The sequence below is a fragment of the Bacillus sp. B1-WWTP-T-0.5-Post-4 genome (assembly GCF_009183795.1).
GTDB classification, from domain to species: Bacteria; Bacillota; Bacilli; order Bacillales; family Bacillaceae_G; genus Bacillus_A; species Bacillus_A cereus.
The window spans coordinates 307,960-327,921 of sequence record NZ_WEIJ01000002.1 but is presented as its reverse complement, the minus strand read 5'-3'; the positions used below and the strand labels follow the sequence as shown (position 1 = coordinate 327,921).

The window sequence follows — 19,962 nt, the reverse complement described above, 5'->3', positions numbered from 1 at the left end:
TTGGAGGAGATCTCTTTGTTTAAGATAGATTCTGCAAGAACCTATTTTTCTATCTTTTTAGCAGCGTCATTCGTAGTGGCGCTCTTAATTCCACTTCCACCATTTATACTTGATATCATTATCGTTTTTCTACTAAGTATGTCAGTACTTATTTATATGCGAGCGACAAGTATTAACGAGTGGGATGAATTAAAGTCATTTCCGACGATGTTGTTATTAATCGGGATTTTCCGCGTATCGATTAACGTTTCGACGACGCGAGCGATTTTGACAGACGGAAATGCCGGTCATGTTATTGAAGAGTTCGGCCAGTTCGTAATTGGCGGAAACTTATTAATTGGTATCGTTATTTTTACAGTATTAATCATATTCCAGTTTATCGTTGCAAACGGTGCATCGCGTACAGCTGAAGTAGCAGCTCGTTTTACACTTGATTCTTTACCAGGGAAACAAATGTCTATCGATGCTGATTTAAACCAGCGTATTATTTCAGAAAAAGATGCACAAGCAAAACGGAAAAAATTAAATATGGAAACAGAGTTTTACGGAGCGATGGATGGTGCCGGGAAGTTCATTAAAGGGGACGTTATTTTCGGGATTGTCATTTTATTCGTAAACATTATTTTCGGTTTAATTGTCGGAATGATGCAGCAAGGAATGAGCTTTGCAGATGCGGCTCTTCATTATACACAGTTAACTGTCGGTGACGGAATCGTAAACCAAATTGGATCGCTTATGCTTGCGATTTCAACTGGTATTATCGTAACGCGTGTATTTGATGGTTCACCGGATACGGTAACGGAAGGAATCTTTAAAGAGTTATTAGCACATGAAGTTGTTGTATATGCGCTCGGTGGTTTGTTTATCGCAATGGGTATTTTTACTCCGCTACCGTTTCTACCATTCGCACTCGTTGGCGGAACGATTATCTTCTTGGGCATTCGTAATAAAAATCGAATAAAGAAAGAAAAAGAAGACGAGCTTCAAAAAGAAATAGAAATGATTCAAGGCGAAGATGAGCAACTGCAACAAGTGGAAGATTCATTTGGAGTATTTACGGATAAATATCCAATTATAGTAGAACTCGGTTTAGATTTAGCAGCACTTGTAAAGCAGAAAATTAACGGGGAAACAGCTCGTGATAAAGTTGTTCTTATGAGGAAGTCGATTATTACTGACCTCGGTATTAATGTTCCTGGAATTAACTTTAAAGATAATACGAGTTTTAGACCACGCGGACGTTACATTATTCGTATTAAAGGTGCGAAGGCGGCTGAGGGTGTTTTAAAATCAGGTTATTTATTAGCATTGAAAACGCCAAACGTAATGGCTGATTTAGATGCAGAGCCAGCGAAAGATCCAATTTTCGGTGAAGATGGATATTGGATTTTAGAGCATATGGTGCAAGATGCACAAATGAAAGGCTATCAAGTGTTAGAGCCACTTAGCATATTAATTACACATTTAGATGTTGTCGTTAGACGTAATCTTCACGAATTAATTCAGCGCCAACATGTAAAAGATTTAATTAATTCGCTTGAAAATGATAATGGCGTTCTATTAGAAGAGATTAAGAAGAAAGAAATTGATTTATCACTCGTTCAAAATGTTATTAAACAACTTCTAAAAGAAGGTATTTCTATTCGTGATTTACCAACAATTATTGAAGGTATTATTGACGGCAAAGAAATTTATCAAAACCACGTTGACGGTGTGACATCATTTGTTCGTGAATGTATTTCAAAAGTTATTTGTGAAAATGCGAAAAATCCAGACGGAAAAATATATGCAGCGCTCTTCTCTGATTCAATCGAGTTAGATGCGGATGTTGTGAATAATTCATATCAAGGTTACTTATTAAACTGGGATTTAGATTTAGAAACACGTGTCGTTGAGCAAGTGCAGCGCGTCTTTAAACAAGCACGTTTAATGGGAAGAGAACCAGTGTTATTAACACGTAGAAAAGATTTTAGATTTGCGATTGTAAGACTGCTAGAACGTTATCAAGTGGAAGCACAAGTACTTTGTATTAGCGAATTAGCACCAGAAATTGTTGTGGATCAAATTGCCTATATTGAATAGTAGGGGGTGAAGTAATGGAAAGTACAGAAAAGAAAGAAGCGTTAATGCGAATAAAAGCAGCTTCGAAAAATGAATTGTATCGAAAGTTATTTGACCAATATGGTACAGATTATTATTACGTTGTCGATGAAAGTGTAAAACGAAATATACCGTTTTTTTGGAAAAAGGATTATGAAATGTTAGTTGCTTTTCCAGAAGAAAAACAGGAAGAAGTGAATGAAGGTACAGCTCAATTTCATGAACAGTTAATGGATGTTGTGAATGATCCTTCAGAACAAATTGTGAAGGCGAATGGAATTCAATCAGTACTGCACAATTTAGAAAATGTAACGACTCCTATGTCATACGCGGCGATGCAAACAGGAAATAGTGAAGAATGGGCAAGAAAAAAAGAGAAACTATTAAAGCTGTTTGAAAAAGGAATTGTCGTGGTGAAACAGACGAAAGAAACGGAAGTAACGAAAAAGAAAAAAGTTGTGAAACAAGTCGTTCCACTAAAGAAAGAAGAAGTGGTTACAAAGAAAGAAAACCAAGAATCTGTACCGTTTATTATTCAAAAAGTAATTCGGATGCTAGAACAAAACGATGTGGAACAATATTTCATTCATGCATATGCTGAAAAGTTAAAAATAAAGTTTGAAAATGCAACGATGATTACGGAAGAAGAAGTTATCAGGTACATATTGGAAGATATGAAATCTCATTTTAATACGGAAAACGTCTTTGAAAAAGAAGTACAAACAATTGCATTAATCGGTCCAACTGGCGTTGGTAAAACGACGACACTGGCGAAAATGGCATGGCAATTTCATGGTAAGAACAAAACAGTTGGTTTTATAACGACCGATCATTCGCGCATAGGGACAGTGCAGCAATTGCAAGATAACGTAAAGACAATTGGATCGGAAGTAATTGCTGTACGTGATGAAGCTGCAATGACAAGAGCGCTTACGTATTTTAAAGAAGAAGCACGCGTCGATTATATTTTAATTGATACAGCAGGGAAAAATTATCGTACGTCAGAAACAGTGGAAGAAATGATTGAAACGATGGGACAAGTAGAACCAGATTATATTTGTTTAACGTTATCAGCTTCAATGAAAAGTAAAGATATGATTGAAATTATTACAAACTTTAAAGATATTCATATAGATGGTATTGTGTTTACGAAATTTGATGAAACAGCAAGTAGTGGCGAATTGTTGAAAATTCCAGCAGTATCATCAGCTCCTATTGTATTAATGACAGATGGCCAAGACATAAAGAAAAATATACATATCGCTACAGCTGAACATTTAGCAAAACAAATGTTACAAACATCGTAGAAAAGAGGTGAAGAATAAGGCGCTTGCCTTATTCAAACGAATATGAACGGTCTTTATATAGGTTCTATGGGCATGATGAATTACATGCAGCGCATTAATGTTCATTCGAATAACGTTGCAAATGCTCAAACGACAGGATTTAAAGTAGAAAATATGACGTCTAAAGTATTTGATGTACAAGACACATATCGCCGCGGAGATGGGGCGGTAACAAATATCGGTTCGGTCGATTACGCTGTAGTACCAGCTGCAACGCATGTGAATTTAGTACAAGGAAATATACAAATGACAAATAGCGCTACAGATTTCTTTTTAGATGACGGCGCGGCCGGTACAACATCATTTTTTGTTACTTCTAAAAATGATGAAACGTTTTTAACGAGAGATGGTAGTTTCACATTAAATAGTGATCGATATTTACAAACATCTTCAGGTGCTTATGTTATGGATGTCAATAATGAGCGTATTCGTATTCCTGAAAATGTTGAGTTCTTCGTATCTAATAATGGAGAAATTTATAGAGAAGTTAACGATGGAACTTTGCAAAAACCAGATATTAAGAGAATAGTAATTGCACAGTTACAAACAAAAACAGTAGATGCAGAAACGAATGCTCGTCTCGTGCAACGTGAAAACAAAAGCTTTACACTAGCAGAAGGAAACATTGCTAATTTACCGAACGGAACAGGAATAGTAAAAAATCATATGCTAGAAAATTCAAATGTAGATATGACGAAAGAGATGGCCGATCTTATGACAGATCAAAAGATGATTCAAGCATCACAGCGCGTTATGACGTCATTTGATAAAATTTATGAAAAAGAAGCAAATGAAATATTGAGATAGTGGACTCCTAATAAAGGAGTCTTTTATTAATTTTAAATTTCAGAATTATCAATTGACTTTGTGGAGCTTCTTTTTTATATTAGTAGGTATAACTATAACTACTAAAGAGGTGAGAGTATGACAACGGCATTATATTTAGAAGATGCATACAAAACGAGTTGCGAAACAGAAGTGATAAAAGTAGAAGGGAATAAAGTATTTGTAAAGGAAACAGTTTTTTATCCAACTGGTGGAGGGCAAGAATGTGATACGGGTGTCATTGTACAAGATGGGTCTGTATTTGAAGTTGAAAAAGTAAAGAAGGAGCAAGGAGAAATAGTTCACTATATAAAAGATGAAGCTCAAGTAAAATTAGGTCCAGTTAAATTAGAGATAAATTGGGAAAGACGTCATAATTTAATGCGTCATCACTCTTTACTGCATCTTATCGGAGCTGTTGTTTATGAAAAGTATGGAGCTCTATGCACCGGAAATCAAATTTATCCTGATAAAGCACGTATCGATTTTAATGAGTTACAAGAGTTATCGAGCGTGGAAGTAGAAGAAATTGTTGAGGAAGTGAATAAACTTATTAAGCAAAATAAAGAAATTTCCACTCGTTATATGAGCCGCGAAGAAGCAGAAAATGCTGTAGGAATGATTAAAACAGCAATAAATCTCCTGCCAACTACTATCCAAGAAATCCGCATTGTTACAATTGAAAATTTAGACGAACAAGCTTGTGGAGGCACACATGTGAAAAATACGAGTGAAATAGGAACACTTGTTATTGATAAAGTAAAAAGTAAAGGGAAGCAAAATCGTCGTTTTGAAGTAAGGGCGATTTAGATTGTGAGGGGTTACCGATGGATGAAATTATAAAGGAGTTACAAAAGTTGGGATTTTCCCAGTATGAATGTAAAGCGTATATTGGATTGTTAAAACATTCCCCAGTAACAGGCTATGAAGTGAGTAAACAAACAGGAGTACCTCGTTCTATGATTTACGAGGTACTCGGTAAGTTAATGGATAAAGGAGCGGTGCATATTGTACCTTCTGAACCAGTTAAATATGTACCAGTACCAGCTACCGAATTAATGAATCGAATGCGAAAAGACTTTGAAAAATCCTTTGAATTTTTAGATGAGAAACTAAATTGTTTAGAACAAGAGCGACAAATAGATGTAATTTCGCATATTCGCTCAAATGATCGTGTTTTAAAAGAAATATGCAATATAATTAATAGGGCAAAGGAAGAATTATGGATTTCTGTATGGGAAGATCAAGTGCATGAAATTGAGCCATACATTCATCAAAAGAAAGAGGAAGGCGTACATATATTTTCAATCTTATTTGGAGCTCCAGAAACAAAAATAGGAGCGACGTTTCATCATAATTATATGACGCCCCACGTTGTTGAAAAGAGAATGGGTGGTCATTTAACTGTTATTGCTCGTGATGGAGAGGAAGTATTAATTGCGAACTTCTCAAATGATAGCACTTCATGGGCCGTTACAACGTATGACCCAGCGCTAGTTCTCGTTGCTACAGAGTATGTGCGGCACGATATTATGGTTGAAGAAATCACAAAGGAATTTGGAGCTGATAAGTTAGATACGTTATGGCGTGAAAATATAGATTTAGTTCATGTCGTAACAGGAAAACGAACTTTAGAAGGAATGGAGGATGATAGAGATGAGTAAAGCTCAGGCACATGTAGCTTTGCAGAGCGATGATACATTTCAGCAAGGAGTAAAAGATTGTTTACCAACTGTATTTGGTTATTTGAGCATCGGTATAGCAGCTGGTGTAATTGCAAAAACAGCAGGTTTTTCTATCATTGAAATTGCATTTATGTCGACTTTAATTTATGCAGGTTCTGCCCAATTTATATTAGCTGGTATGTATGCAGCCGGTGCTCCTGCTTCCGCAATTATTTTTACTGTGTTTTTTGTTAATTTACGCCATTTATTAATGAGTGCTGCCCTCGCACCGTACTTTACGAAACTACCTCTATTAAAAAACGTCATTATTGGTTCGCAAATTACAGATGAAACGTTCGGCGTCGCAGTGCAGCATGCAGCGCAAAAAGGATATTTAGGCGAAAGATGGATGATTGGGCTAAATGTAACGGCTTATTTAAACTGGATTCTTGCTACCATTATTGGTGGTCTGTTTGGTGAGTGGATACCAGATCCACATACATACGGGATGGATTATGCATTACCAGCGATGTTTATCGGATTATTTGTACTTCAGCTCATAAGTAGTAAACCAAAGCTAGCAATTCATTTAAGTGTTGCAATTGTAGCGATTATACTTGCATACGTTTCACACCTATTTATGCCAGATAGTATAGCGGTTATTATCGCAACCTTACTAGCTGCGACGATTGGAGTGGTGATTGAAAAATGGAAATGAGATTAGATGTATTATTACTTTTACTAGCAGCAGGAGCTGTTACACTCGTGCCACGTATTTTACCTCTACTCGTATTTAGCAAACTACAAATTCCAGACTGGGGTTTAAAATGGTTAAATTACATACCAATTGCAATATTAGCAGCACTTTTAGCACAAGTATTATTTATGCATGAGACGGTGCAATGGGATTACCTGATCGCAGCAATTCCAACATTTCTTGTAGCCATATATACTCGTAGTTTATTAGGTACAGTATTAACAGGAGTGGTTGTGATTATTTTGTTACGTTTCTTTTTCTAAAAAGGATTACGCTCATATAATAGCGAAAGGTGTAATAACATGAAAATATAGGGGTGGTGTTATGATACTTTTAACGATAGGAGCAATTTTGTTAACGTTGTTTATTTTCTTTATTATCGGTTTCGTTACGTTTATGATGTTTGTTGATAAGGCGACACCTCAAATATATTATACACCTTGTGAATCAGTGACAGTGAAAACTAAAGGTAAACATAGAAGGAAGAAAAGTTGAAAGTTGGCTTTTCTTCCTTCTTCTATTACATCCCCAAAAGAACTAACAACAATAACCCAAATAAAAAACTAATAAAGGAAAGAAGAACGATACATATGGAAAATACACGATTATTTCTCCATTCGCGCAAGAAAGTTATAAAACCTAAAATACAAAGGAAAAACCAAATGGGTAGGAATAGGAACTCACTAATTTTCTCGGGAAGTAACGCATAAAAAGTTGATAAATATAAAATCCAATTTGTAAAAAAAAATGCAAACGATAATAGATTGTAAGTAGGGCCGTTTGGAAAACTCCCCCTTTTTTACGGTTACGAAAATAATAGTTAGCACTGAGAAAAAGGCAATGAATATGAAAATAAGTAAGAGTAATGTAAGTGTCATTTACATCTCCTGTATAAGAGTGTTTTTTACAAGAAATGAATCTATTACATTATATGCTTGTTTTGTAGAGTGCCCGTTATATTTTTCAGTGTACGGATTTAGAAATCCATGTTCACCGTGTAGTTGTTTTATTTCTAATAAAGGGTTATTCTGTTGCTGCAATGTTTGAATGAAAGCGGATACTGAAAAACTAGCTTCTTTTTCAGGGAATATAAGTAGTGTAGCGCATGTAGGCTTTATGTGAACATAGTCACGTATACGGGAACCGTAGCATCCGATAATAAAATCTATTTTCGGATTGTTACTACATAGCCATGAGATGGTAGCTCCAACACTAAAGCCGATAAGTCCAATATGTGTGTAACGACTAGAAAGATGAGTAATGAATGTTTCAATTTGCTTTTTTCCATCTTCAAATCCAATATGATTCATAAAAAAATGATATGCTTTTTCTTCATCAATATAATGAAATGCAGGTTGCGATTGTAGCAGATTAGGACAGAATACATCTATATGAGATGAAGTAAAGTGCTGGGTAACGTGATGCATATGGTCGTTCACACCATATATTTCATGAACAATAACGAGAGCTAATTTTTCCTTCATAGTTATAAAGTACCTCTATGAAACTTAATTTCTTTCTCAACAAGACAAATACGCAGGTGGAAGTTTTCATACCATTGCTCACGACCTCTTTTTTTCGCTTCTTTATGTAAGGTGTTCTTTTTCCAATTTTCAATCGCATCAAGTGATTCCCAATAAGAAATTGTTATTCCGAGTCCAGAATTACCTCTTGCACTTTCTACACCTAAAAATCCAGGTTGTTGCTTTGCAAGTTTCTCCATTTCTTCGGCAACGGTATTATAGTCTGTTGTATCATTTGATAAATTAGAAGTGAATATAACTGCATAATAAGGCTTGTTTTTTTCTAAAGTAGATGCCATTATTTTTCCTCCTTAATGTATAGTACGAATAATTAATCCATAGTTTGTATTTTAGCAGGTCACAAAAAGAAAAGAAGTAGAAAATTCTTATTTTTTCAGCTCATGTAAAATAAAGGGTTGAAGAAATTTATAATAAGTAATCTGAAAGAAGAAAAATGCCACTTCAAAAGAGAAGTGGCATTTCTTATATTTCCTCTAAGCTATTAACTGGAACAGTTAATTCGCGTCCTGGGTTTTTTACTTCATATATGCGGGCGGTTTCATTGCTTTCATCGACGTGTTGAATCATAACAGGCATGCCTTGAAAATTGACATTGGCTTGTTCTGCTGACATAGAAAGCTCTTTTGCACGTTGTATATTCATTTATATTCCTCCCATCATTATTATCTTTGCTAAAAAAGAGGAATAATATACCATTTAGAGACATTCTTAAAGTTTTTGTATTATTTGTAATGTTTCTTTAATAAATGAAGAAAAGATGGAATCAGGATAACCATCTATCGTTTGAACTGCTTCTTTTGCTTCTTTCAGAGCAGCTGGTTTATCTTGAAGTTTTATATGACACAGGGCACGATAAGACCCAGCTGTTAATACCCACGATTGATCAAGTGGATGACTCATATAATCTGGTATGGTAGCGTGTTTTAATATTGCCAAAGCTTCCTTATAACGTTTTAAGCCATACAAAGATTTTCCTTTTTCAAGATAATATAATCCATCGTCTTGAAAGATTGGTTCATCTTTTAGTTTTTCTCGGAATTGTTCTAGATGTTCTAATGCGATTGTATATTCATTAGTAATTGTGTTGTAGTAGTAAGCTTTTAAAATATCAATAATCGCAATGGATAGAATATCTTCTGTAAAAATGGCAAATTGCTCCGATTTTTTTATGTAATATAAATACTGTTCTTTATCAGCTGTAATGACTTTTTGGTAAGATAAAATGCGATAAAATTCATCTGTTTTATAATACACTTGATGTTTTTTTGAAAATGCAAGTGCATCTAAAATGACTTTTTCACATTTTTCATAATTGCCGTATGCGAGTAAAATAATGGCTTCTTTTAAGTATAATTGTATATGTGTAATGAGATCCATTTCTAAATTCTTCGCTTTATATTCATCACGAATTGTAGCAATCATCTGTAAACATTCTTTATATTTTTTACGTTTGAAGAGCATATAGTAAAACAGTAGTTTCGTTTCAGTGCTTTCTCGATATAAAGTATATTTTTCAAATATAGAAACAGCAGTTTCAACGTAATATTCAATATGATAATCGTTCATAATAGTTGCTCCTGTTAGGAACTGTTTATATAAGCGAGCTGTATTTAAAGTAGAAGGTAGCTCTGTTTGAACGATAGGTAGTAAAGTCTTGTATACTTCATCGCATTTATTTGCCTTTATTAGTTGCTCCATTTTTTGAATGAGTTCTACAATTTCTCCTTCATCTTCTTCTAATAAAAAGCTCGTTTCACATTCAAGTTTTTCCGCAATATATTGTAATGTTTTCATAGAAGGTGTAGCTTTTCCATTTTCAATTTGACTAAGCATACTTTTTGTCAGTTCCGAACCTGCCAGTGCTGTTTGCGTAAGCTTTTTTTCTTTTCGTAATGCTTTAATTTTTTCGCCGAGAGTTGCCATATTGTTGCTCCTTTATATTTAAAAAGTTTAATTGTATTTAACTTTTTGTTGTGAAAATTGGAAAGTTGATTATATAATAAGTTTAACACAATTTAACTTTTAAGGGGAGAGAGTCAAAAATGGAAGATATAAGTATAGGACAACATGATTCAAGAATGAAGATTGCAACGAGAAATATCATTTTAATGATGATTGGAAAAATGACGTCTTTATTAGGCGCAGGTATTTATACGTTCGCAATGGGGTTATATGTATTAAAGACTACTGGTTCAGGGATGGGGTTTGCAACTACGCTCGTTTGCGGATCACTTCCAAGGATGATCTGTGGCCCAATTGCTGGTGCTGTAGCAGACCGTGTGAATCGAAAATGGCTTGTCATTGGTACTGATTTATTAAGTAGCTTAACGATGCTTAGTATGTTTATTCTTGCTACTATATTTGGACCATCACTTCTTTTTATTTATATTTCAGCAGCATTATTATCAATTTGTGCAAGTTTTTATTCTGTTGCATTAACTTCGTCTATTCCGAGTTTAGTAGATGAAGGACGTATTCAAAAAGCGAGTGCTTTAAATCAAACGGCGGCTTCTTTATCAAATATTTTAGGACCGATTATTGGCGGAGTTGTATATGGTTTCTTTTCAATTAAATCGTTTTTCCTATTAAATAGTATTACGTTCTTTTTAGCGGTTATTTTGCAATTATTTATCGTATTTGATTTATATAAAAAAGAAGTGGCTGAGAGTACAGAGCATTTCTTGACGAGTATAAAAGAAGGTTTTTTATATGTAAAAAGACAACATGAAATATATGGTTTAATGAAAATAGCATTGTGGGTAAACTTTTTTGCGTGTGGTCTAACAGTTGCACTTCCTTACATTATCGTCCATACATTGCATTTATCTTCAAAGCAACTCGGTACTGTAGAAGGAATGTTAGCAGTCGGGATGCTAATGGGAGCGATTGCTTTATCAGTGCGTAAAGAAGTAAATACTCCGTTTCGTTCTATTTATACTGGACTGTTTTTGTTTGCAGGTTTAAGTTTATGTACAGTCTTTCCGTTGTTAGTTATCATTCCAAAAGTAGCAAGTTTTATTTACTATATTGCTTTTATGATGTTAACTGGTATAGCAATTATGATTGTAAACATTCCAATGCAAGTACATATGCAAAAAACGACAGATCCGAGCTACCTAGGGCGTGTGTTTGGCCTACTTGAAACAATTGCGACTGCAATCGCACCACTTGGTATGATTGTATATGGACTACTATTAGATATGTTGCCAACTAGCATTGTTATGATGACAATAGGCGGAGGGTTATTGTTAGTTGTATTAGTTGGAGTAAAGCAACATATGGCGAAAAAACAAGTAGATGTGTCCGCTTAAAAATAAGAAAATAATGAAAATTCGACTTATCATTATAAAAGTGACCGAATTAGTATTTTAGTTTTTGAAACTCTTTTTCATGTATGTTAAAGTAAAGTGAGCTTGCAAAGAAAAGGAGACAACAGCATGAAAAAATTAAGTTTTGTTATGCTTTTTCTATTAGTCGTAATGGCTGGATGTAGCAATTATGACACATATATTGAAACAGGTATGCAATCATTGAAAGATGAAAAGTATAGTGATGCAACAATGTGGTTCGAAAAAGCAGAAAAAGAGAAATCAGGAAACGAAGCGAAATCATATAAAGAAGTTGCTGAGAAAATGGATCACGGAGCAACAGCATTAAAAGACGGTAAGTATTTAGAAGCGAAAGACATTGCAAATGAAGTGTTACAAAAGAAAAAAGATGATGAACTTGAAAAAGCTGTAACATCAAATGCAGAGAATATGCTTCAAAAAGCAAAAGATGTGGAAGAGAAAGTAAATGAAAGAGTGGCAAAGCGTAGAAAGGTAGAAGAAGAAGGAATCGATAAAATTATTAAAGCTGTCGATAGTATAGATGAAGTGAAAGAAAAAGAGAAGAAAGTATCAGAAGCATTAGATAAGGCTGAAGAGGCGCAAGCAAAAATTGAGGCAAAGAAAAATAAATAGATTTATAGTTTAAAAGGCTGTCGTGCATAACGACAGTCTTTTAATTTTTTGTTGCAAATGAAGTGATGCTCTGTAGTAAAAAAGAAATGATTTTAGAATTCCATCTGTCCTCATAATGAATCGTATAAATATTACGCTGAAATTCAAATTCAGGGATTGGTATATAGCATAGCTCATTTCGTTGTATTTCTTGCTCGATAGAAAGTTTAGAAATAAAGGCAATTCCATTACCATATTTTAAAATTTGTTTCATCGTTTCTAATGAGTCTAATTCAATTTCAGATTGGAATGTAATGTTGTGCGCCAACGTCCATTGTGTAAGTAAATCTCTCGTTGTAGATGGATTACGATGCAATAGTATGCGTTCCTTTTCGATATTTTGTAACGATACATTGTCTTTCTTTGAAAAATGATGTTCTTTGGAAAAGGCAAGAACAAGTGTATCGGGCATTATATTCGTTTGTTTTAAAAGAGGTTCATCAAATGGAGCAGCGGAAATTATCCCAAGATCGATTTCGTGATTTTGTAGCATCATTCGAATTTCAGGGGCTGTTTTCACTAGTAGCGTTATTTTTATATTGGGAAATTCGCATTGAAATTGATGAACGACTTCTGGCAAAAGATAAGTCGCTGGTACATAACTAGCGCCGATTGTTATAGCACCTTTATGAAAATCTTTAAACTCTTGCGTGACACGTCTAGCTTCTTTCATAAGCGCATCTATTTTACAAGCATAATGGTGCAAAGCCTCACCAGCCTCTGTTAAGAAATACCTTCCAGAACGTAATTCGAATAAAGACACACCGAGTTCTTCTTCTAAGCTTTTTATATGAAAAGTAATAGTTGGTTGTTTAACGCCAAGTTTTTCTGCAACGATTGTAAGCTTTTTGTATTTCTTAATAAGTACTACAATTTCTAATTTTAAGAGATTCATTATGAATTGCCGCCTTTTTTATTTTAAATATAGAAAAAATCTATAGAAATAAATAGTTTATTAGAAGTTTTTTAATTTAGTCTTTACAGTACATTAACATTCAGTATAAATCTTCCATATAGAATGAAAGCAGGTTAAGAATGAGGGGAGAGAGGTGAAGCAATGGATATTAAAATTAGTGGATTAGAAAAGACATTTGGAAAAACACAGGCGTTAAAGCCGTTGCAGATTGTAATGAAACAAGGGGAATTCACTACACTTTTAGGGCCTTCGGGGTGTGGGAAAACGACTTTACTTAGAATGATAGCAGGGCTTGAAGAACCGGATAAAGGAGAAATATATTTTGGAGACCAGTGCATGTATTCTGCTACCAAAAAGATAAAGACATCTCCTCATGAACGGAATATCGGTATGGTATTTCAAGATTTTGCTTTATGGCCGCACATGACTGTTTTTGAAAATGTTGCATTTGGTTTAAGAGCTACAAAGCAAACGAATCATTTACGAGAAAAAGTAGAAGATGCGATAAAGCGAGTTCGCCTGCAAGGTATGGAGAAACGGTATCCACACGAACTTTCTGGTGGACAGCAACAACGTGTCGCATTCGCTAGAGCAATTGTAACAAAACCTCATTTTATTTTGTTTGATGAACCGCTAAGTGCACTCGATGCAATTTTGCGAGAAGAAATGAGAATAGAGCTTATGGATATCGTTCATTCCATTGGTTTAACTGCACTGTATGTCACTCACGATCAAACAGAAGCAATGTCAATGTCAGACCAAATTATTGTCATGAAACAAGGAGAAGTATTACAAAAAGGAACACCGGAAGATATTTATGTGAAACCGTCTCATGAATTTGTTGCCAAATTTGTTGGTAAGGCGAATTGGCTTGTAGAGGGTAAAAAAATGGTTCGTCCAGAGCATGTGAGCTGGACGAAAAATGAAGTGTGCGAAATGTATACAGGTGAAATTCAGCACGTTACATATGTAGGAGAACGGTATGAAATAAAAGTAAACATGGGGGCACTCGGAATATGGACAGCTTATCACAATAGTAAATTAAGCATCGGTAAACCAGTATCGTTATATGTGCCAAAAAAATGTATTCATCATATAGGGGGAGAATCGTATGAAGAAATTCAGTTCGCTTAAGTCTTTATTTGTATGTACTTTATTATTTTCGGCTGTAGTAACAGGGTGTAGTTCAAAGACAGGCAATGCAGATGCAAAAAGTAAAAATACGACTGAAAAGAAAATTGTTGTATATAGTGCAGGGCCAAAAGGGTTAGCAGAAAAAATTCAAAAAGACTTTGAAAAGAAAACTGGTATAAAGGTGGAAATGTTTCAAGGGACAACTGGTAAAATTTTAGCGAGAATGGAAGCTGAAAAGAAAAATCCAGTCGTTGATGTAGTCGTACTTGCATCATTACCAGCGATGGAAGGATTAAAGAAAGAGGGTCAAACGTTAGCTTATAAAGAAGCGAAACAAGCTGATAAGCTGCCTTCTGAATGGTCAGATGATAAAGGACATTATTTCGGGTATAGTGCTTCAGCATTAGGGATTGTGTACAATACAAAAAATGTGAAGACAGCGCCTGAAGATTGGAGCGATATAACGAAAGGAGAATGGAAAGGGAAAGTGAATCTTCCAGATCCAGCACTTTCAGGTTCAGCTTTAGATTTTGTAACAGGATATGTGAAAAAGAATGGAAAGGATGGATGGAATTTATTTGAGCAGCTTAAGAAAAATGAAGTTACAGTAGCAGGAGCAAATCAGGAAGCGTTAGACCCAGTTGTAACAGGTGCGAAAGATATGGTAATTGCGGGTGTTGATTATATGACGTACAGCGCAAAAGCAAAGGGTGAACCTGTTGATATCGTATATCCAAAAAGCGGAACAGTTATTAGTCCACGCGCAGCGGGGATTATGAAGGATAGTAAAAATGTAGAAGGCGCAAAAGAGTTTATTGATTATTTATTATCCGATGATGTACAAAAACAAGTTTCTAAAGCGTATTTATTGCCTGGTAGAACAGATATAAAAGCTGAAAATAGACCAAATGTAGAAGAGATTCCAGTATTAAATATTGATTGGAAAACAGTTGAGAAAGAGCAAGATGAAATAGGAAAACAATTTAAGAAAGTATTTCAATAAGATGGTGATTCCATGGTAAATCGATTCGTATCAGTAAGACAAGTTGGAATGACGGTAGCGTTATTGCTTGTGGCGATGTTAATCGTCATTCCCCTTTTTCTTATTTTGTTTTCTAGTATATATGAAAATAGTAGTTGGAACTTTTTAAAGCCTTTTGAAGTGATGCAGAGTGGTGGATTAGCTGGGATTTTTCTGAATTCGATGCTTCTAGGTGTACTCGTTGTAATAGGAGCTACAATATTTGCATTTCCATTGGCGTTTATTATGAGCAAAACAGATGTAGGAAAGTATAGTAAGTTAGATATTGTTTTTATGATTCCATTTATGACACCGCCGTATATTGGATCAATGGGCTGGATTTTGTTCATGCAACCTAACGGCTATTTTGAACAATTTTTTCCGATGCTAAAGACAGTTTCATCATCGTTTTTTAGTTTAGGAGGTATGGTCTTAATTATGAGTCTGCATTTATTCCCATTCCTTTATTTCATGCTGAAAAACACGTTACTTCAGATTGGGAGTAGTAAAGAAGAAGCTGCAGCAGTTCATGGCGGAAGTTTTTTCTATCGTTTAAGAAAAATAATATTGCCGTTATTAGTATCAAGTTATGTAATGGGTGCTTTACTCATTTTTGTAAAGACGATTGCTGAATTTGGAACACCGGCTACATTCGGACGTAGAATAGGATTCCACGTGTTAACATCAGAAATCCATAAATTTATTTCGAGTTGGCCAATTGATTTTAGTAGTGCAACAGCATTATCTTCTTTATTACTTAGTGCTTGTATGCTTATTTGGTATATGCAAAATGTATTGAATCGAAAGTATTCATATGCAATGGTTAGTGGAAAAGGTGTGAAATCTAAAAGATATACTTTGTCTATATTTACGCGCGTTGTAGCATGGTTTTATGTAATTGGTTTATTAATTGTATCAATTGGAATCCCGTATTTTTCTATACTGATTGCTTCATTATCGAAATTAAGAGGCGGCGGCTTACATGTAAATAACTTTACAACGAGCCATTATGAAGCATTATTTACAATCGGATCTCCGGGATTAGAGGCTTTATGGAATAGTTTTCTTTTTTCACTCGTAACAGCGATTATCGCGGTAATGATTGGAGTCTTTTTGGCACTTATGATTCGAAAGGGGAAAAAAACCTCTGAAAAATGGCTTGATATGTGCGGTATGTTACCGAATATGGTACCAGGAATCGTTATGGTTGTAGGTCTTATTCTATTTTGGAATTCACCATATATGCCTATGTCAATTTATAATACACCAATCATGGTTATCGTAACGTATGTTGTTCTGTTTTTACCTTATACGGTGCAGTATGTAAAAGCATCGCTCGGACAAATCGATGATTCTCTCGTGCAGGCAGGAAGTATTCTTTCTGGAAATTATATGTATATTTTTAGAAAAATAATATTACCTCTTATTATCCCGGGTATTCTTGCTGGATGGGCGATGACATTTACAATTTCGATAAGAGAGTTAGTAGCATCGCTTCTCGTATTACCTCCATCAGTAGAAACGTCAGCAACGTTTATTTTTGCCCAATTTGAACAGGGTGAAGTATCTATAGGCATGGCGATGGCTGTTGTTTCTGTTGGACTTACAACAATGTGCTTATTATTGCTGCAACATATGGAGCAAAAGCGAAAAGGGGTAGCATGATGAGGGGAGAAGTATGGGGAGGAGCAGGAGAGTACGGTCGCTCCTGCTATTTTGTAAAAAATAAAGAGACGAAAATAGTATTTGATTGTGGTATTAATCGATCTTATGAGGATGGTTATCCAAAAATAGAGAGAGAAGCTGCTCCATTTTTAGATGCGATATTTTTATCACATATTCATGAAGATCATACGATGGGTTTACCTTTATTAGCGAAGTATGGATATAAGAAAAAAATTTGGACGACTCGTTATACGAAGGAGAAACTGCCGTTATATTATGAAAAATGGAGAAACTATAATGTGATGCAAGGGTGGAATTTACCTTATAGCGACCAACACATAAAAGATTTAAATTATGTATGTATTGATGAGATTAGCAATCCAAATGAATGGGTACAAATTACTCCTACATTGCGGTTTCAATGGGGATATAGTGGGCATGTATTAGGAGCTGTTTGGTTTTTAGTTGATATGTGTAATACATACGTATTTTATTCAGGCGACTATTCAGCAGAGTCTAATATACTACGAGCTAATTTACCTGAGAAATTGGGCCACAATATAAAAGTTGCAATTGTAGATGCCGCTTATCACACAGAGGATGTTTCGCAAAATGAAAGATTATACGATCTATGTGCAGAAATTGAACGAGTTATGCAAAATAAAGGAATAGCATTATTACCGCTGCCACAACTTGGTAGGGCACAAGATATAGTATTGTATTTATATGAACGATATAAAGAATTTCCGCTTATAGTAGATAAAGAAATTTTGGCTGGGTTTAAAGAGATGTTCGTATATAAAGATTGGATAAAAAATAATGAAGAACTTAAATGGGTTATGGAGAGTTTAAAAAGAAACATAATAGTGATGGATAATGATATTAGTATGCAAAATAGTTACGGAATAGTTGTAATGAGTGATGCGAATATGCAAACGAAACGAGCGCAGTTATATTATGAACAACTTCGGAATGAAAAACGGAATGCCGTTATTTTTACTGGGCATATTGCGAAAGGGAGTTTTGCAGAAAAAGTTATGAAAGAGCATGTAAGGAATACATGTAGGGTGAATCGAGTTGTGTATAAAGTTCACCAAAGTATAAGAGACGTTAAAGAGATGTTAAATACATTATTACCAGAACATACGGTGCTAGTGCACGCTTTGAAAGAGGATACGGATCGATTACAACAAAAGCTAAGTACAGCAGGATATGAAAATGTATATTCACTTGCAATGGAACGTGTAGAAGTCATTTGAAATGTAAAGGGGATAGGTATATGAAAAAAGTATTTGTATTCGTAAGCATTTTCTTTTGTTGTTTCCTTTATAACGTTAAGGAAGGGTTTGCAGCTAGTCCAATGAAACCTAGTTTTGAAGTGAAGTTATTATTGAAGCCAGAACAAGTATTAGGTGATAACAAAGAGATGAAGCAAGAGGTGCTAGAACATTTCCAGGCTGGTACAAAATATGAAAGAATACAAGTGCAATTTTTAGATACTGCGAATAAAAGTTTAAGCGAGGAAGGTTGGTTTGCTAGAATTCGAAAGAAAGAATTTAGTAAAGATTTTGAACTAACATATAAAAAAAGATATCCTATTCAAAATGGTGTAATTCAAGATGCACTAGAAGTAGCTAAAAAAGAAGGATTCGATAGTAATACGGATAGTTATGAGGCGGAAATAGATTGGGGATTTGAGAAGAAAACATTAAGCATTTCAAATAAGAAAAGCTACAGTGCTAAAGGATATGGGATACTTGATTTACCAAATGAACAAGCTGCTCAAAACATGTTAATAGAAAAATTACCAGGGAAAATGAACAAATGGTTGTATACAAATTGGGGAGAAGAGATGTTAAAGAATTCCCGTATTTACGGTCCTGTATTAATGAAGCGATATACAGGAGATTTTGAAAACATAAAAGCAAATATTGAAATTTGGCCATTAAGTAATACTGGGAAATTAGAAGATGACTTCGTAATAGAAGTGTCATTTAAAACAAATGAAGAAAGTATTGCGACAAAACAAAGGGAATTATTAATAGCGAGTTTAGAGAAAAAAGGCTGGTTGTTACCGAAAGATAGTTTAAAGACAGAGCTTATTTTTCAGTAAATAGTAAAAAGGAATCCATATGCCATGGATTCCTTTTTATACATGAGTATTAAGCTAAATCAGCTGACACGAACATATCACTATTTTGAAGGTTTTTAGAGCGTAAACTATAAGCAACTACCTTCTTTTTATATTGTTTTACAACATCAACATGCTCTTCATGACTATAAATATAAAATGTAAAATCTTTTTTACCACGTTTTGCATTGATAATTAAAGGTGTGCCTTCATTATGGGGTGGTGCATAATAGCGATCTAAAAATAAACCTTCGTTAAAATCATGAATAATTTTTGATTTCTGTTCGCCTACTAAGTTATTTCCGTTCATTGTAACAGTCACATTCTCTTCTTCGAGTTGTGGATGTGTTTCAAAGCGACTAATAATGGATTCAATAACAGAGTTAGGAAGGCTAGAAACGATAATTTTAAATGCTCCAAATACAACTAACATTACAATAAACCAAGTCGTCATAGTATATCATCCCCTTTATTCTATTTAATAATATAACTCATATGGTAATAGTACATATGGTGAAGTTTTGTATAATTTGTGAAAAATATGCCATTTTCACGAACGAAATGTTAGAAAAATCAATTTTGTTACAAAAAGTTGAAATCGAAGTATTTTAAAAGAAAAAGGTTTATAATAAAAATATAACTAATAACCACATTACTAATTATAAGGAAGTGTAACTATGAGTACTGTAGCAATCGTATATGGTATTATTCTTTCCACAATTATTGTTTTGTTTTTTGTTGGGGTTTCACGTTATATTCATAAATGGAAAGAAGGCGTTGCGAAATTAAATCACATTGAAGAAGAACTTAGTGATTTAATGTTACATCATGGTAAGTAAACATTTATTTTTTAACTAA

Annotated in this window: 23 protein-coding genes and 1 pseudogene; 17 read left to right on the top strand and 7 right to left on the bottom strand. The window is 34.4% G+C overall.

Annotation, left to right across the window (positions count from 1 at the left end; translation table 11 throughout):
• Window positions 1-15: 15 nt before the first annotated feature.
• From flhA to GBN91_RS07235, 8 genes are all read left to right on the top strand, one after another.
• Window positions 16-2,082: a flagellar biosynthesis protein FlhA gene (gene flhA / locus GBN91_RS07270; protein ID WP_000472534.1), complete on the top strand. Its 2,067-nt coding sequence runs from the start codon at window positions 16-18 to the stop codon at window positions 2,080-2,082.
• Window positions 2,083-2,096: 14 nt separating this feature from the next.
• Entirely contained in the window at window positions 2,097-3,407 is a 1,311-nt protein-coding gene (gene flhF, locus GBN91_RS07265; RefSeq protein WP_000446167.1) for a flagellar biosynthesis GTPase FlhF, read from the top strand.
• Between the two features lie 42 nt (window positions 3,408-3,449).
• The gene (locus GBN91_RS07260) at window positions 3,450-4,253 is read left to right on the top strand and encodes a flagellar basal-body rod protein FlgG (protein ID WP_152121363.1); all 804 of its coding nucleotides are present in this window, start codon (window positions 3,450-3,452) and stop codon (window positions 4,251-4,253) included.
• A 117-nt stretch (window positions 4,254-4,370) separates the two neighbouring features.
• Window positions 4,371-5,081: an alanyl-tRNA editing protein gene (locus GBN91_RS07255; protein ID WP_000205380.1), complete on the top strand. Its 711-nt coding sequence runs from the start codon at window positions 4,371-4,373 to the stop codon at window positions 5,079-5,081.
• A gap of 17 nt (window positions 5,082-5,098) precedes the next feature.
• Window positions 5,099-5,935 (top strand): TrmB family transcriptional regulator, encoded by an 837-nt coding sequence (locus GBN91_RS07250; protein ID WP_048656976.1) that lies wholly within the window; start codon window positions 5,099-5,101, stop codon window positions 5,933-5,935.
• On the top strand, window positions 5,928-6,653 hold the full coding sequence (locus GBN91_RS07245; protein WP_048558355.1) for an AzlC family ABC transporter permease: 726 nt from the start codon (window positions 5,928-5,930) through the stop codon (window positions 6,651-6,653). Before GBN91_RS07250 ends, GBN91_RS07245 begins: the two co-directional genes overlap by 8 nt.
• Window positions 6,644-6,955: an AzlD domain-containing protein gene (locus tag GBN91_RS07240; protein WP_000425946.1), complete on the top strand. Its 312-nt coding sequence runs from the start codon at window positions 6,644-6,646 to the stop codon at window positions 6,953-6,955. Before GBN91_RS07245 ends, GBN91_RS07240 begins: the two co-directional genes overlap by 10 nt.
• 61 nt (window positions 6,956-7,016) lie before the next feature.
• Entirely contained in the window at window positions 7,017-7,187 is a 171-nt protein-coding gene (locus GBN91_RS07235; RefSeq protein ID WP_000602244.1) for a DUF3951 domain-containing protein, read from the top strand.
• Window positions 7,188-7,212: 25 nt separating this feature from the next.
• Here the strand turns inward: GBN91_RS07235 and GBN91_RS07230 are convergent.
• The 5 genes and pseudogenes from GBN91_RS07230 to GBN91_RS07210 all read right to left on the bottom strand — a co-directional run bounded on the left by GBN91_RS07230 (window position 7,213) and on the right by GBN91_RS07210 (window position 10,159).
• Window positions 7,213-7,570 (bottom strand): annotated as a pseudogene (locus GBN91_RS07230) (hypothetical protein).
• Window positions 7,571-8,176, bottom strand: coding sequence for a dienelactone hydrolase family protein (locus GBN91_RS07225; protein ID WP_000660128.1), 606 nt, complete (start codon window positions 8,174-8,176; stop codon window positions 7,571-7,573).
• A 2-nt stretch (window positions 8,177-8,178) separates the two neighbouring features.
• Entirely contained in the window at window positions 8,179-8,514 is a 336-nt protein-coding gene (locus GBN91_RS07220) for an antibiotic biosynthesis monooxygenase family protein (protein WP_000168853.1), read from the bottom strand.
• 184 nt (window positions 8,515-8,698) lie between these two features.
• Complete coding sequence (locus GBN91_RS07215; RefSeq protein WP_001025737.1) at window positions 8,699-8,878, bottom strand: H-type small acid-soluble spore protein; 180 nt, start codon at window positions 8,876-8,878, stop codon at window positions 8,699-8,701.
• 66 nt (window positions 8,879-8,944) lie between these two features.
• Complete coding sequence (locus GBN91_RS07210) at window positions 8,945-10,159, bottom strand: helix-turn-helix domain-containing protein (protein ID WP_000212351.1); 1,215 nt, start codon at window positions 10,157-10,159, stop codon at window positions 8,945-8,947.
• Window positions 10,160-10,278: 119 nt separating this feature from the next.
• Here GBN91_RS07210 and GBN91_RS07205 point away from each other — a divergent pair, with 119 nt between their 5' ends.
• On the top strand, window positions 10,279-11,547 hold the full coding sequence (locus GBN91_RS07205; RefSeq protein ID WP_000389503.1) for an MFS transporter: 1,269 nt from the start codon (window positions 10,279-10,281) through the stop codon (window positions 11,545-11,547).
• A 126-nt stretch (window positions 11,548-11,673) separates the two neighbouring features.
• The gene (locus GBN91_RS07200) at window positions 11,674-12,198 is read left to right on the top strand and encodes a COG3014 family protein (protein WP_000736437.1); all 525 of its coding nucleotides are present in this window, start codon (window positions 11,674-11,676) and stop codon (window positions 12,196-12,198) included.
• 40 nt (window positions 12,199-12,238) lie between these two features.
• On the opposite strand, the gene GBN91_RS07195 is transcribed toward GBN91_RS07200, so the two are convergent.
• On the bottom strand, window positions 12,239-13,132 hold the full coding sequence (locus GBN91_RS07195; RefSeq protein ID WP_152121362.1) for a LysR family transcriptional regulator: 894 nt from the start codon (window positions 13,130-13,132) through the stop codon (window positions 12,239-12,241).
• Window positions 13,133-13,294: 162 nt separating this feature from the next.
• Between GBN91_RS07195 and GBN91_RS07190 the strand changes: the two genes are divergently transcribed.
• The 5 genes from GBN91_RS07190 to GBN91_RS07170 are packed head-to-tail and all read left to right on the top strand — an operon-like array spanning window position 13,295 to window position 19,086.
• Window positions 13,295-14,287, top strand: a complete 993-nt coding sequence (locus tag GBN91_RS07190; RefSeq protein ID WP_119683175.1) for an ABC transporter ATP-binding protein — start codon at window positions 13,295-13,297, stop codon at window positions 14,285-14,287.
• Window positions 14,265-15,290, top strand: a complete 1,026-nt coding sequence (locus GBN91_RS07185) for an ABC transporter substrate-binding protein (RefSeq protein WP_152121361.1) — start codon at window positions 14,265-14,267, stop codon at window positions 15,288-15,290. The genes GBN91_RS07190 and GBN91_RS07185 overlap by 23 nt, the downstream gene beginning before the upstream one ends.
• Window positions 15,291-15,302: 12 nt before the next feature.
• Window positions 15,303-16,973 (top strand): ABC transporter permease, encoded by a 1,671-nt coding sequence (locus GBN91_RS07180; RefSeq protein WP_152121360.1) that lies wholly within the window; start codon window positions 15,303-15,305, stop codon window positions 16,971-16,973.
• Window positions 16,970-18,232, top strand: coding sequence for an MBL fold metallo-hydrolase (locus tag GBN91_RS07175; RefSeq protein WP_152121359.1), 1,263 nt, complete (start codon window positions 16,970-16,972; stop codon window positions 18,230-18,232). Before GBN91_RS07180 ends, GBN91_RS07175 begins: the two co-directional genes overlap by 4 nt.
• Window positions 18,233-18,252: 20 nt before the next feature.
• Entirely contained in the window at window positions 18,253-19,086 is an 834-nt protein-coding gene (locus GBN91_RS07170) for a hypothetical protein (protein ID WP_071739715.1), read from the top strand.
• 49 nt (window positions 19,087-19,135) lie between these two features.
• On the opposite strand, the gene GBN91_RS07165 is transcribed toward GBN91_RS07170, so the two are convergent.
• Entirely contained in the window at window positions 19,136-19,558 is a 423-nt protein-coding gene (locus tag GBN91_RS07165) for a YfmQ family protein (protein ID WP_000214581.1), read from the bottom strand.
• Between the two features lie 41 nt (window positions 19,559-19,599).
• Between GBN91_RS07165 and GBN91_RS07160 the strand changes: the two genes are divergently transcribed.
• Window positions 19,600-19,716, top strand: coding sequence for a hypothetical protein (locus GBN91_RS07160; RefSeq protein WP_001987133.1), 117 nt, complete (start codon window positions 19,600-19,602; stop codon window positions 19,714-19,716).
• 65 nt (window positions 19,717-19,781) lie between these two features.
• Window positions 19,782-19,943 carry a hypothetical protein gene (locus tag GBN91_RS07155; protein WP_000108701.1) on the top strand — a complete coding sequence of 54 codons (162 nt, stop codon included), beginning with the start codon at window positions 19,782-19,784 and terminating at the stop codon, window positions 19,941-19,943.
• The last annotated feature ends 19 nt before the right edge of the window (window positions 19,944-19,962 follow it).